General features: G+C 49.2%; 10 protein-coding genes and 1 pseudogene. 6 read left to right on the forward strand and 5 right to left on the reverse strand.

Annotation, left to right across the window (positions count from 1 at the left end):
• Nucleotides 1-102 precede the first annotated feature (102 nt).
• Both NR195_RS02985 and NR195_RS02990 read left to right on the forward strand, forming a co-directional pair.
• Complete coding sequence (locus tag NR195_RS02985; protein WP_207254632.1) at nt 103-993, forward strand: LysR family transcriptional regulator; 891 nt, start codon at nt 103-105, stop codon at nt 991-993.
• Nucleotides 994-1,338: 345 nt separating this feature from the next.
• On the forward strand, nt 1,339-3,276 hold the full coding sequence (locus NR195_RS02990; protein ID WP_256844083.1) for a methyl-accepting chemotaxis protein: 1,938 nt from the start codon (nt 1,339-1,341) through the stop codon (nt 3,274-3,276).
• A gap of 864 nt (nt 3,277-4,140) precedes the next feature.
• Here NR195_RS02990 and NR195_RS02995 read toward each other — a convergent pair.
• Nucleotides 4,141-5,160 (reverse strand): LacI family DNA-binding transcriptional regulator, encoded by a 1,020-nt coding sequence (locus NR195_RS02995; RefSeq protein WP_256844084.1) that lies wholly within the window; start codon nt 5,158-5,160, stop codon nt 4,141-4,143.
• 709 nt (nt 5,161-5,869) lie between these two features.
• Nucleotides 5,870-6,937, reverse strand: coding sequence for an aldo/keto reductase (locus NR195_RS03000; protein WP_033760287.1), 1,068 nt, complete (start codon nt 6,935-6,937; stop codon nt 5,870-5,872).
• 98 nt (nt 6,938-7,035) lie between these two features.
• Here NR195_RS03000 and NR195_RS03005 point away from each other — a divergent pair, with 98 nt between their 5' ends.
• Nucleotides 7,036-7,953: an AraC family transcriptional regulator gene (locus NR195_RS03005; protein ID WP_010670295.1), complete on the forward strand. Its 918-nt coding sequence runs from the start codon at nt 7,036-7,038 to the stop codon at nt 7,951-7,953.
• A 189-nt stretch (nt 7,954-8,142) separates the two neighbouring features.
• Here the strand turns inward: NR195_RS03005 and NR195_RS03010 are convergent, their stop codons facing one another.
• Together NR195_RS03010 and uraH are read right to left on the reverse strand one after the other, a co-directional pair.
• Nucleotides 8,143-8,634: a heme-binding protein gene (locus NR195_RS03010; protein WP_163851964.1), complete on the reverse strand. Its 492-nt coding sequence runs from the start codon at nt 8,632-8,634 to the stop codon at nt 8,143-8,145.
• Between the two features lie 5 nt (nt 8,635-8,639).
• A complete protein-coding gene (gene uraH, locus NR195_RS03015; protein WP_010247303.1) occupies nt 8,640-9,050 on the reverse strand; it encodes a hydroxyisourate hydrolase in 411 nt (136 codons plus the stop codon).
• A gap of 136 nt (nt 9,051-9,186) precedes the next feature.
• Between uraH and hprR the strand changes: the two genes are divergently transcribed.
• Both hprR and NR195_RS03025 read left to right on the forward strand, forming a co-directional pair.
• Nucleotides 9,187-9,867: a response regulator transcription factor HprR gene (gene hprR / locus NR195_RS03020; protein WP_256844085.1), complete on the forward strand. Its 681-nt coding sequence runs from the start codon at nt 9,187-9,189 to the stop codon at nt 9,865-9,867.
• A complete protein-coding gene (locus NR195_RS03025; RefSeq protein WP_256844086.1) occupies nt 9,860-11,218 on the forward strand; it encodes a heavy metal sensor histidine kinase in 1,359 nt (452 codons plus the stop codon). Before hprR ends, NR195_RS03025 begins: the two co-directional genes overlap by 8 nt.
• Before the next feature lie 251 nt (nt 11,219-11,469).
• On the opposite strand, the pseudogene NR195_RS03030 reads toward NR195_RS03025, so the two are convergent.
• Nucleotides 11,470-11,770: pseudogene (locus tag NR195_RS03030) on the reverse strand (DUF1330 domain-containing protein).
• A gap of 402 nt (nt 11,771-12,172) precedes the next feature.
• On the opposite strand from NR195_RS03030, the gene NR195_RS03035 reads away from it, so the two are divergent.
• Nucleotides 12,173-13,081, forward strand: a complete 909-nt coding sequence (locus NR195_RS03035; protein ID WP_256844087.1) for a LysR family transcriptional regulator — start codon at nt 12,173-12,175, stop codon at nt 13,079-13,081.
• The last annotated feature ends 22 nt before the right edge of the window (nt 13,082-13,103 follow it).

Raw genomic sequence — 13,103 nt, forward strand, 5'->3', positions numbered from 1 at the left:
GAAAAGCGGATGGGTTAACAAACTTCAGCAATGTTATTGCAGACATTAGAGTGAATAAATACACTGAAAATCTCTTCTTAACGGACATTAAGTTTATAATCAATGGACAGTCTGACCTCTCTTACTTCGTTTGTCCGGACAGCGGAGACGCTGAGTTTTGTACAGGCCGCAAGGTTGCTTGGGATTTCTGCCTCAGCGGTCGGGAAGAATGTCGCCAGACTTGAGCATAAACTGGGCGTACGTCTCTTAAATCGCAGCACCAGAAACGTGAGTCTGACAGCGGAGGGGGCGGCTTTATTAATCCGGTGCCAGCATATCCTTGAGCAATTACAGGAGGCGGAGTCAGAACTGACGAGCAGCTTAGCGCAGCCTGCCGGGAAGCTCAGGGTTTCACTTCCTGTCATTGGCTACAGGTTGATCCTTCCTCTTCTGCCGGACTTTTCCCGCCGTTATCCTCATGTAGAACTCGATCTCGATTTCAGCGACCGGCTGGTAAACATCATTGATGAAGGATTTGATGTAGCCATACGAAGCGGTGAACTGACGGACTCCCGACTGAAATCTAAAAAGGTTGGTGATTTTCGTTTTGTGCTCTGCGCCAGCCCTTCCTATTTGAATGAATATGGCGTACCCGGCTCGCCAGCGGATTTAACGATGCACAGGTGCATTTCTTTTCGTTTTCCCTCAACGGGGCTGCTCCAGCCCTGGGAACTGCGCGGTATGTGCCCGGGTGCTGATTTGAGGACAGCCTCTGTTCTGACCGTAAATAATATAGAGGCTTCTGTTCGCCTGAGCCTGTCAGGTATGGGGATTTGCTATGTGCCCGGTTTTGTCGTTCGCGAATCTTTGAACACGGGGCAACTGAAAGAGGTATTGCCAGGTAGCTGTACCAGGCAGGGGGTTTTCTCGGCACTCTGGCCAGCCAGCCGGTATCTCTCACCGAGAATACGCTGCTTTGTCGATTTTATTGGTGAGTCCGGCCTGTCTCTGTAATCTGTACCAGGCAGTTAATGCTTTCTGAAATCGTATGCACTTTTATGCTTATCTCAAAATCATGAACGTCCGCTCCTGGCACAAAGTGGACATGAATCATGTATAAAATTCGTTAAGAGAGAAGTTGATATTAACAATCTTTCCTACCTCTTATGAGGTAATTGTTAACATCAGTATTGTCTAATTACTGGGTAACAGGTTAGACCTTGTTGCGATTCAACCTAAATATTCTCTTTCTTACGCCTGCTATAAAGTTAATGAATAGTTAACCGATAATGATGATTAAGATGCTTTTAATCTGCATTATTTGTGTTCTTATAAAAATTAATTCAGCAGGGTGTAAAAATGAGTAATATTCTTAACAATATTAATCTTACCGCTAAGTTTGCAATTCTGGGCTTGTTTTGCCTTGTTCTTTTTTCAGTTCCTACCGTGCTTTTTGTGTCAGAAGGTAATAAATATATTCAGGACAAGCAGAAAGAAGTAACAGGAGTGCCTGCTGAAAACAAAATCCTTGCCCTGTTGAATCTGATACAGCGCCATCGCGCTGAAACAGCCCTCGCTATTGCGCAAAAAAATCCTGCCACCTCATCGCGTCTAAGTGTTAGAGATGACATTGTTACTATCACCGATGCCATCAAGAAAGAGATGGCGCAGACAGAAGGCAGTGCGGGTTTAATCGAAAAAATCAATGGGGTGCGTGCACAGTGGGACGCGCTGCAGCAGGACATTGATGCTTCGAAACTGAATCAAACGACCAGTCTTGACGCACATGCGCAACTCATCCGCAAACTTCTTAACACAAACCGCGACGTGCTGGATTTTTACGGTTTGTCGCTTGATTCAGATATCAGTACGTACCGCCTGATTATCAGCAATTTCTCATCATTGCCTGAGCTTACCGAAAGTCTGGGTAAAATTCGTGCGTTCGGGACTTCACTGCTTGCCAGGAAAGAAGCCGTTAGTGAGGCTGACTCTGTCCGTATGGAATCATTAATCAGCACGGGTGCCTATAATCTGGATATGTTTGCTCAGGACTCAGAGAAGCTTTTTTCGTCTGATACAGGGCTGAAGCAGAAATTCAGTGCCGATGCAGACGCGGCCGTGCAGGAAGCCCAAAATGCCCTGAAAACTGCAGGGGCGTTATTTATTAGCCGCAGTATGACGAATCAGAATCCTCAGGACTATGCCGCAATTTTTACCAGCGCGATTAACAGATTCAGCACCTACGCGATTGCGGGCGGTAATGAACTGAATGACATGCTGAACCAGCAGATTACGGACCACCGGAATGCACAGTATGGTTTGCTGAGCGTTCTTCTCTTTATGGTCCTGCTTTCTGTCTTTTTCGCATTGATCATTATCCGTTCTGTTACACGACCTATCGGTGCCGCGTCAAAGCTTGCGCTTGAAGTAGCAGAAGGCGATCTGACAGCATCTTTTTCCGTGACAGGACGCAATGAAACAGCCGGTCTGCTTAAGGCATTACTGCAGATGAGTCAGCGCCTGACGGTGACGGTAGAAAACATTAAATCTAATGCCGTCACCATTGCCACCTCATCTGAGGAGATTGCCCGCGGTAACGGCGATCTTTCTGCGAGGACGGAAGAACAGGCTGCATCACTGGCTGAAACAGCCGCCAGTATGGAACAGCTCTCTTCGATCATCGGCAACAATGCTGAAAACACCCGCCATGCTGCAGAAATGGCCAGCTCGGCTACCAGCGCGGCATTGCGTGGCGGTCAGGCAATGGAATCAGTGCTGGGTTCCATGGAGAAAATCAGCAGCAGTGCAGGGCAGATTAAGGAAATCATTTCTGTCATTGATGGGATTGCGTTTCAGACGAATATTCTCGCGTTAAACGCGGCTGTTGAAGCTGCCCGGGCCGGTGAGCACGGTAAAGGCTTTGCCGTTGTTGCGGCGGAAGTCAGGTCGCTGGCACAGCGCTCGGCTGGCGCGGCGAAAGAAATTAAAGGACTGATCGAAAAGTCTGTGGAGAATGCTGAGCAGGGCATTTCGATGGCCCGGGATGCAGGTGAAAAAGTGAAGGAGAGTATGGATGCGATTGAACAGACAGCACAGCTGGTGAGAGAAATTTCATCTTCTTCAAAAGAGCAAAGTGCAGGGGTATCGCAGATAAATATTGCCGTTACTCAGATGGATCAGGTCACACAGCAGAATGCCGTGCTCGTTGAAGAGTCAGCATCGTCTGCTGATGAACTTGCAAGTCGAGCCGCTAATCTGAGGGACGCTGTTAGCGTGTTCCGCACAAACGCTGGTTAAAATTTCCGTTAAGTGCTTCTTTTATATGTCTGTAAACGGCGTGCTGTCGGCGCATTTCTGAGGTCTGTCATCTCAGTAACAGTATCTCATAAGCCATCCTACGGGATGGCTTAATTCCTTCCTTACGTAACTTTGGCACAAAGCGGACATACGTGCTGCAAGGTCCGCTTTGAGCGAAAAGCGGCCGTCAAATGTACGATGACAGTGTAGTTTTGCCAAAATAGACATAACATACCTATCGCACATGCAGGCGACAGGCAAAAAACCGCCATCTGAGTGGGTCAGCTGCGGAAGCAGCCGGGGAGAAAAGGTTATGCATCCCGGAAAATCCGGCGTTCAGCGAACGCTGTCACCTGTAAGCCTTGCTAAAAAAAAGCGAACGGCACAAACCATGTGCTGCCGATCACGTAACGCCGAGAGAAGAATAAAAAAACCGCCGTGCAGGCGGTTCAAAGAGGTATTCAGTGGCTTTTGCTCTTATCGTGGCCGGTCGGAGCAGCCGCCGTTTGAGCTTAATGATAAAAGGCATCGGCAAGATAGCAAGCGTATCTCGGGCCGCGTTCCGGACGGATCCCACGGTATCTGCAGGATAAATAACCCGCTTTAGGCAAAAAAAAACCGCAGGGGGCCGAAGACGTGCAGTGGCTGAAAACTCCTGAATCCCTAGCCTGGTGTTGGCTTGCCGCTTATCTTGAATCTACTATGTGTAGTATCGATAGTAGCTTAGAAAACTACAACATATTGTATCTGCGACAGCTCGTTGCGGTCCGACATTCAGAGTTATAGGGGTTTTACCAACCAGCGGAAGATTAAGAGTACTAATGAGGGGGCCATTATTCTGAATCAATCGTAACCAATTTTATATCACCTATAATTTTCAGGAGTGTACAGCATAAAATCAACCTTTCCTGACTTATATTCATCAGGCTGCTCACCCATTTCAAGATAATGTAGCGCCAGTGTTATTGCCAGCTGAGCATGCCTCAACGTATTTTGATCTATGGTCAATGTCAGCACTCGTTGTTCGAGTAATTGCCGTGTTGTATTGTAAAGTTCATGAGTGACGTAAACTACTTTACCTCTAAGATTATAATCATTCAAAATCTCACTAACCTGAGTGTTACCCATGCCTGTATTATAAATTCCGACAATATCTTTATCAGATGCAAGGGTTCGGTTTAATAAAAGACTGATAAGCTCCCGTTCATCCTGACTGTAAATAGGTTCGCGCACATTGATTTTAGGATAAAATTTCTGCATTACTGAAATAAAGCCATCGACACGCTGACGATGGACTGCGTATTGCGTACGGCCGCTAATTATCACCACGTCCCCATGTGATGGTAGCATACCACCAAGTACAAAGCCTGATGTACGGCCTGCGCTATATTGATCAATTCCTACGTGGCACAATCTATCAGATCCTGGTAAATCTGCCACAAGGGTTATTACCGGGACACCGCGAGATTTACACAGGGTCAGCATTTCATAAATAAGTGGGCTCTCATGTGCAAATATAATCAAAGCGTCCATTTTTTTACTGCTGGCTTCAATGTGTTTTGCCATTTTTTCCGGAGAAGCTTCAGAGAATAAAGTTTTATGAAGTGTTATTCTGCGATAGCCTAAGTTATCAGCCAGCATGGAAAAATCTTTAGCAAGCTGTTCGAAAAAAAAAGATTTATTACTGCTCAACAGGACCTCAAGCTGCCAGGAGGGGCTATGCTTTTCCGGCAGAATACGCTTAAGTCCCGCATCACGGGCGGCCTTGAGTATTAGATTCTCCATGGCCGGCGATACTCCACCCCGATCATTAAGCACCCGATCAACTGTTGCAACACCTACACCTATTTTCTTTGCAAACTCAGTAATAGTTAATTTTTTCATATTTTATCGTATTTACTTTAACAGGTTTCGTCACTATCAAACTATAGTAAGTAATCTATAACACTGCCAGCGTTACAATCTTAACTTCAATTTATATTCTTTTCACATAAAAGACAAATAAATTTCACTTAAAATTAAGAGTAACACTCCAACAAAACTATACTTTAAGAAATACATAAAACTTACTCGCATAAAAATTAACTTGAACTTATAGAACTTTTTCAAAAGCAACGCTGCGAGACATCGCATTCCTTACGAACAAATCAGCCGACTCTAAGTTTGACCAAAATGGCATTTAATTTTTAACAGAATCATATCATTAAACAATGAGTAGAATTATTTGCCACAATAAATAATGGCAATATTTAAAGTATTATTTACTCTGGATTTTTGACGCGATTTAAATATAGACCCTTTTTTCATGCAACAAATAGATGCATATGAAAAACATTAATATTCAGCCTTACCATGTCAATCAGCTTTTATATTAGATTATACTTAATAATAGTTTGATAGGATAAAATTTTACTCTCTACGAAAGTTTTCAGCCGGCGTAAGGAACTAACAGCATGAGTGAGTTAAATTGAAGATGTTAACAGCAATAGATGCTAACCATAATGTTCACTACCTGAGTCAGCAGAGCCCGTCAGGAACCCGGACTCAGCAAAGTTATTAAAAGCTTAGTTATTTTTATAGCTCTGAGCCCGTGTTAAACAGGGGATTCACCTAATATCCAGTTAGGCCCGGTATCAGGAAAGCCTGCCGGATAGCGGCTCGCGGCATTATATGACTGAATCCATCCGGGATAACGTGTACCCGGATGACTGACCTTGTCCAGCATTTCTTTTTCCTCCTCGCTGAGATTAACAGACAGCGCGCTAAGGTTATCTCTGAGCTGATGCACATTGCGCACACCCGCTATGACGCTCGTCACCTGCTTAGAAGACAGCAGCCAGGCTATTGCGATGCTGGCAGGAGTAGTGCGGTGTTTTTCAGAAATTGTTTTGAGAACATCCACGATGTCCCATGCCAGGCTTTTATCAACGGGTGGAAATTCAATTTTTGCGCGTCTTGCAGAGGCCTCATGACTACCACTGCGGTCAAATTTGCCTGAAAGCAGGCCTCCTGCAAGAGGGCTCCAGCATAACAGTCCGGTTTGGCTATCCTTAATTGCCGGAAGGAGTTCATGTTCAATGTCGCGGCAGGCCAGTGAATAAAAAGACTGTACGCTGGCAAATTTCTCCAGCTTATGTTCACCTGAAATACCCAAAGCTTTGGCAATCTGCCAGCCGGCATAATTCGAACAGCCTATATAGCGAACCTTGCCCTGACGCACCATGTCGTCCAGTGTCCGCAGAACCTCTTCAATCGGTGTTACGGTATCAAAATTGTGGACCTGATAAAGGTCAATGTGATCGGTCTTAAGCCTTTTAAGGCTGGCTTCCAGCGCCTGCATAAGGTGATAGCGCGACTGCCCTGCATCGTTTGCGCCCGCATTCATTCTGCTGTGCGCTTTTGTTGCAAGAAAAACCTGACTGCGTCGCTGTGCCAGCACTTCGCCCAGCACGCTTTCAGAGCCCCCCATACCGTAGATATCCGCGGTATCAATAAAATTGATGCCGGCGTCCAGCGCCTCACCAACGATAATGTCCGCCTCTTTGCCCGTCAGGCGGCCGATGGCATTACCGGCGGCATTATCCGCCCCGCCAAATGTCATCGTCCCGAGACAAATGCGTGAAACATAAATCCCAGTTTTACCCAGTTCTGCGTATTTCATTTTGTTTTCTCCGTTAAGCTTCAAATGATAATGACGCAGACAAACGCTTTCTTTTATTATAGAAATCCCTTTTTTATTATTCATTCGTCCAGGAAGTTATGGATCCGTTGTCTGATATTCTTTCACTTCTGAAGGCAGAGGCCATCCTTACGGCCCGTATGGAAGCACGTGGCCCCTGGGCAATGCGGTTTCCCTCTTATAAACACATTAAGTTCGGCACTGTGCTTGAGGGGAAATTCTGGCTTTGGATGGACGGAATGCAGCCTCTGCTGCTTGAAAAAGGGGACTTCTATCTTCTGACTTCGGGTGACGCTTACTGCTGTGGCTCAAGTCCGGCATTGATGGTAAGTGACGGACGGCAGATTTTCTCTTCTCACCGTGAAGCGGATGGTGTGGTCCGCTACGGACAGGGAGAACTTATCAGTGAGGGGATTGGGGGGAGATTCGTATTTGAGGAGGCTTCCAGCCCGCTGCTTTTAAAACATCTGCCTCAGGTGCTGGTTTCACGACGAGAGGAAAGTTCTTCTCCTGCACTCACCGCCCTTATCACTTTGCTTTCGCATGAAACATCAGCGCTTCGTCCCGGACACGACATTGTGGCCAGTAGCATGGCAATACTTGTTCTGGTGCAGATGCTGAGGGAATACTTAGAGATTAATCAGAAAGGGACATCCTGGCTGAATGCCCTCGGTGACAGGAAAATAGGACCCGCACTGACACTGATACATTCTTCTCCATCTGCAGACTGGACGCTGGCAAGTCTGTCTGCAAAATCGGCTATGTCCCGCAGTGCGTTCGCCAGTAGGTTTCATCAGCTTACCGGTTCAACGCCCGGGAATTATCTGACGTCATGGCGAATGGAGCTGGCATGCGCTGAACTCAGAAAGCATCACTTAAGTATTACTGAGATAGCCAGATTAACCGGATATAAATCTGTTCCCTCTTTTTCTCTGGCCTTCAAACGTCATACCGGAAGAACGCCAGGAGGCTATCGTAATCTGCATAAGAACTGTTAACAGGCCACTCCGATAATTGTCTTTTTAATGCATATGCATAATTATCAAAAATTTCTCGCAGTATTCAAATATACAATGTCCGCTTTTGGCACAAAGCCAGCCGTTCTTGCGGCGACTTATTTAAACAACACGGGGAACAGTTTATTCCCCGTGTCTGGCAGGAATATACCCGCCGCGCGTTCATCATGATTACGGTTGCTTGCTGTTACCCAGCACTTTGTTAATCGCTGCGGTCCCACATTGATCGTCGGATTCCGCGCCGCCGGTGCCCGCCATGCCGATAGCGCCGATCCACTGGCCGCGATATTGCACCGGCACGCCGCCGCCAAGCAGCAATAGCTCATTAACCGTATTCAGGTTGACGCTTTCCGGTGAGGATTGCGCCTTTATGGTCAGTTGTCTGGTCGGCGTTTTGGTGGAGAGCGCAGTAAACGCTTTACGCCATGCCGCCTGGGTGTTGTGCGGCCCCACGTTGTCATCCCGCATCAGTGTGACCAGATTTCCACCCCGATCCACCACGGCGACCACGCCCTGACGATTCATGTTATGGCAGGCGGACAAAGCCTCCGTTGCCAGTTGATTACTCAGCGCCTGCGTCATGTCATAGACAGAGGCTGGCTCAGCAGCGAGCGCCACGGCAGGTCCGGTAGTCATCATCAATGCCAGCAGTAAACGTTTCATTTATTTCAGCTCCCGCGATAGGTGGAATATCCGTACTGGCTCAGCAGCAACGGAATGTGATAGGTGGTCGTGGTATTGGTGATATGGAACTCCACCGGGATTTCGGGGAAGAAACTCTGCTGTTGATGTGCCGCAAAATAGTGACCGGTTTTAAAAATCACCCGATAGTCTCCCGCCTCAAAGGGCTTTGCTGGCCAAAGGGCATCAATCCGACCCTGCTGATTAGTATTGGCGGTATTCAGTACTTTCCAGCTTTCTCCCTGTTTCTGCTCAAGCATTACCTCAACCTCTGAGGCCGGCAGCCCGGTCTGCTGGTTCAGCACGTGAACGCTCAGCGGATTTTTACTGGCCGCGAAGGTGACCGCGGGGACGGCAAGCAGCGTAGTGAGGGCCAGGGCAGTGAGACTCTTTTTCATTTTTTAATACTCCGGTGTTAATCACCCCGCTGTTATACCTGTACGGTTGTTCGTTCTGCCTGTCAGAAAGATGACCATATTGTCATCTGTCGCTGAAACACTGTGGCGGTCATAAATTTCATGGCAAACTGCGCCGATGAAACTATTACTGATTGAAGATAACCAGAAGGCGAGCGCCTGGGTGCGTAAGGGGCTGGAAGAAGCGGGCTATATCGTGGATTACGCCGCAGACGGCCGGGATGGCCTGCATCTCGGGCTGTCACATCCCTTCAGCCTAGTGATACTGGATATTATGCTGCCGGGGATGGATGGGTGGCAGGTGCTGAAAACCCTGCGTACCGCCAGTCAGATTCCGGTAATTTGCCTGACTGCCAGAGACTCGGTGGATGATCGGGTGAAAGGGCTGGAACTGGGGGCCAATGATTACCTGGTTAAGCCGTTCTCTTTTGCGGAGTTGCTGGCTCGGGTAAGGAATCAGCTCCGGCAGCAGCAGCCGCACAGTAGCGTACTACGGGTGGGCGATCTGGTGCTGGACTCAGCGCGCTTTCAGGTTCTGCGTGACGGTGTCACTCTTGCACTGACGCGCAAAGAGTTCATGCTGTTATGGCTGCTCGCCAGCCGTCACGGTGAGATTCTGCCGCGGACGCTGCTGGCCAGCGAAATATGGGGCGTTAATTTCGACAGTGAAACCAATATCGTCGATGTTGCTATCCGCCGCCTGCGCCGTAAAGTCGACGACCCCTTTCCTAAAAAGCTCATCACTACGGTAAGGGGCATGGGATATTGCCTGTCAGAAAAAGGAGGCGAGGGTGACTAGCCCTTCTCTGACGCTGCGGCTGACCGCGATTTTTACGCTGATCATGGCGATGGCCTGTGGCGGCATCAGCCTGATTCTGTATAAAGCGTTACGCAGTGAACTGGTCTGGCGGGACGATCAAACGCTGATTAATCGGGCGGCGCAGTTAAGACAACTGCTTGAAGATGGTGCCCATCCCAGCTCGCTGCCGCTCTACTTCAATCGGATGGTCGATATCCATCAGGACATTCTCGGCATCCGCTCGCAGCATGAGCAAAACGTCAGTATTAATCATACCGGGATAACGTTGCCCGCGATCTCGCCCACGCCGGTCAGTACGCCACCCAGTGAGAAACAGCTGCACCGCTGGATCAATGCGGATAAGACGGAAGCGTCGGCGTTAAGCCTGCAGGCAAACTCCTCGCTCGGGCCGGTAACTATTACGCTTGCCCGGGTCGCGCGGGAGCGAGCACTGATGCTGGAGCGTTATCGCCAGCAAAGCATTCTGGTTTCACTTGCGGCCATTTTGCTGTGCGCCGCAGTCAGTCCGCTGTTGATTCGCAGAGGGCTAAGGGCGATCGGCCGGTTAAGTAAGATCGTGGCAGAAACGGCCAGTGACCGGTTAAATCAGCCCGTGCCGCTACAGGCTATCCCGCAGGAGCTGCTACCGATTGGCAATGCGCTTAACGCTATGCGTCAGCGCTTATCCACGGACTTTATCCGTCTGACTCAGTTTGCTGACGATCTGGCGCACGAAATCCGCACGCCCATTAATGTGTTACTGGGCCAGAATCAGGTCGCGCTGGGTCATGAACGCTCAGCCGCTGAATATCAGACGCTGCTCGAAGGCAACATTGAAGAGCTTGAGAGTCTGTCGCGTCTCACTGAAAACATTCTCTTTCTGGCTCGCGCCACGCACCACAATATCAGACTCAATAAACAGGACTTCCTGCTGCAGGACGCGCTGGAAGCGCTGATCGACTTTCTTGAACCGGTTGCGGAAGAGCAGGATAAAGTCATTGAGCTGATCGCCGAAGGCAGCCTCACCGCGGATAAAATGCTGTTCCAGCGTGCGATGAGTAATCTGTTGATCAACGCCATTCGTTATTCGCCAGAGAAAGGCATGATTCAGGTCAGTACCTGTCATCACGCTGACTATGTTGAGATTGAGGTGTCGAACGCGGGCGAAGCGCTGGAGGAGCCTGAAAAATTATTTGAACGCTTCTGGCGGGGCGATAACGTCCGTCATACGGCCGGAAGCGGGCTGGGACTGTCGCTGGTACGCGCCATCGCCGCTTTACATGGCGGAAGTGCTTACTACCGGCATAAGAACGGGCGCACTATCTTTGGCTTGCGCCTGCCCCGAAAGTGAGCGCCTGTACGAAAACCTAATCGGTGCTGCTTTAATGAAAGCAGAGGGGGATGGAAGCGATCTGCGGAAGTCATTAAGTCAGACACCGCCACCCCCTTGCCTGTTACACGCTACCTAACCGGCATAGCGTCAATTCACAGAACATTAAACGCCGCGTTCTCCGGTTAATTCAGGCACCACTTTGCATGCTGATGACATCCTGCGGGCCCCTGGTTCGCTGGAGTCTGCATCGGCACATGACGGTGAAGTGTTTAAAGGCTTGCCCCTTCAACCAGCACAAACGTCCCGTGCGCAGCCCCTGCACGCAACAGCCTGGCAGCCTGATACGCAGGGCTTTCATAAAAACCTTTGGCTTCCGCAAAAGATTCGAACTCAAATACCACATGCCGTTCATGCGCCTCTCGCCTCTCCCTCCAGATTTTCATACTGCCCTGACCAGGCAACGATCTTCGGATTAAACGCCTGCATGGCTTCGCCTGCAGCTCTGGCATAGTCAGCGTATGCGACAGGGTCCGATACGGTCACGTGAGCGATTAAATAACCTTTGTTCATTTCTCTTTTCCTTCCTGACAGGGGGGGTGAAATCCAGCGTAAGGCAGCGCGACTGGCGTTAACCAAATCCGGAATGGGGGCTAAGTTTTCAAATCTTCCTTCGGGTCAACGGATTGAGTGGTGAGTAACAACCTTTTCACTGAGTGCTTCCCGATACCCTGAGCAATGTTTGCCGCGAACCGACAGTGCTCTGAATGATGCGGGGATCTGAACCAGTGCTTATGTACATAAACCTGCATGGCAGTTCGCAACGGCGTTGAGCCTTTCAGAGAGACGATTCACCCTCATAACGTTCAGATCGCGTTCTGCAATATCCGCGGTGTGAAAGCAGTCTATTACCCATTAATATGGTGATAAATAACGTAAGAAATAACGCACTGTTACTCTGAAGGAGAACAATGAATGAAAAACCTTGAGGCGCTGATTATTTTTGCACGCGTGGCGGAAATGAAGAGTTTTACTCAGGCAGCTGAAAGCCTGGGAATTCAGAAAGGACGCGCCTCATTAGTGGTGCGCGAACTCGAAAGGGAGACAGGCGCGACGCTTCTGCATCGCACCACGCGAACAGTGCAGTTAACGGAAGATGGACGGGCTTTTTACTCACGCGCCCGCGATCTGTTATCGGAAGCCGAAGAATTACAGTCTATGTTCTCTCACGAGGGGATGTCACTGCGGGGCAGAATACGCGTTGATATGCCTGCCGTGCTGGCACAATGCGTGGTGATCCCCGCGCTGCCTCAGTTGCTGGAGGCACACCCTGAACTGGAGATCGAGCTTTCAAGTACTGATCGGCGCGTTGATTTAGTTCATGAAGGGTTTGATTGTGTTATCCGTCTGGGGCCAATCGTTGATGACACGCTTATTGCTCGCCCGCTGGGGCAGCTGCGCATGATCAATGCCGCCAGCCCCAGCTATCTGGCGCGCTTCGGGGTACCGCACACGATTGATGATCTGCTCAATCAGGGCCATCAGATGGTTCATTACCAGCGGAGCTTTGGTTCGAAGCCAGATGGCTGGGAGTATCCGGCGGATGACGGCTATCAATTGCTGATGTTACCCGGCACAATAAGGGTCAACAGCGTACCAGCCTATCATGAGGCGGGACTGGCCGGGCTGGGCTTGATCCAGGGCGGCTACTCCACACTCGCGCCCTATATTGAGCGCGGTGCGCTGGTTGAAGTCATTACCGATCTGTGTCCTGAGCCGCTCAGTGCCTCTTTTGTTGTCGCACACCGACGAAATCTGTCGCGGCGTGTCAGAGCCTTTATGCACTGGACAGAAGAAATTTTAAAACCTTATTTTGACAGATAGCACAGTGATTCTTACGCCAGAT

The sequence above is a fragment of the Pantoea sp. Ft-CA_14 genome, assembly GCF_024520875.1.
GTDB classification, from domain to species: Bacteria; Pseudomonadota; Gammaproteobacteria; order Enterobacterales; family Enterobacteriaceae; genus Pantoea; species Pantoea agglomerans.

Excerpts from the sequence above, each read along its gene's own strand:
- NR195_RS02985 (WP_207254632.1), top strand. The coding sequence starts at position 103 with ATGGACAGTCTGACCTCTCTTACTTCGTTTGTCCGGACAGCGGAGACG.
- NR195_RS02990 (WP_256844083.1), top strand. The coding sequence starts at position 1,339 with ATGAGTAATATTCTTAACAATATTAATCTTACCGCTAAGTTTGCAATT.
- NR195_RS02995 (WP_256844084.1), bottom strand. The coding sequence starts at position 5,160 with ATGAAAAAATTAACTATTACTGAGTTTGCAAAGAAAATAGGTGTAGGT.
- NR195_RS03000 (WP_033760287.1), bottom strand. The coding sequence starts at position 6,937 with ATGAAATACGCAGAACTGGGTAAAACTGGGATTTATGTTTCACGCATT.
- NR195_RS03005 (WP_010670295.1), top strand. The coding sequence starts at position 7,036 with ATGGATCCGTTGTCTGATATTCTTTCACTTCTGAAGGCAGAGGCCATC.
- NR195_RS03010 (WP_163851964.1), bottom strand. The coding sequence starts at position 8,634 with ATGAAACGTTTACTGCTGGCATTGATGATGACTACCGGACCTGCCGTG.
- uraH (WP_010247303.1), bottom strand. The coding sequence starts at position 9,050 with ATGAAAAAGAGTCTCACTGCCCTGGCCCTCACTACGCTGCTTGCCGTC.
- hprR (WP_256844085.1), top strand. The coding sequence starts at position 9,187 with ATGAAACTATTACTGATTGAAGATAACCAGAAGGCGAGCGCCTGGGTG.
- NR195_RS03035 (WP_256844087.1), top strand. The coding sequence starts at position 12,173 with ATGAAAAACCTTGAGGCGCTGATTATTTTTGCACGCGTGGCGGAAATG.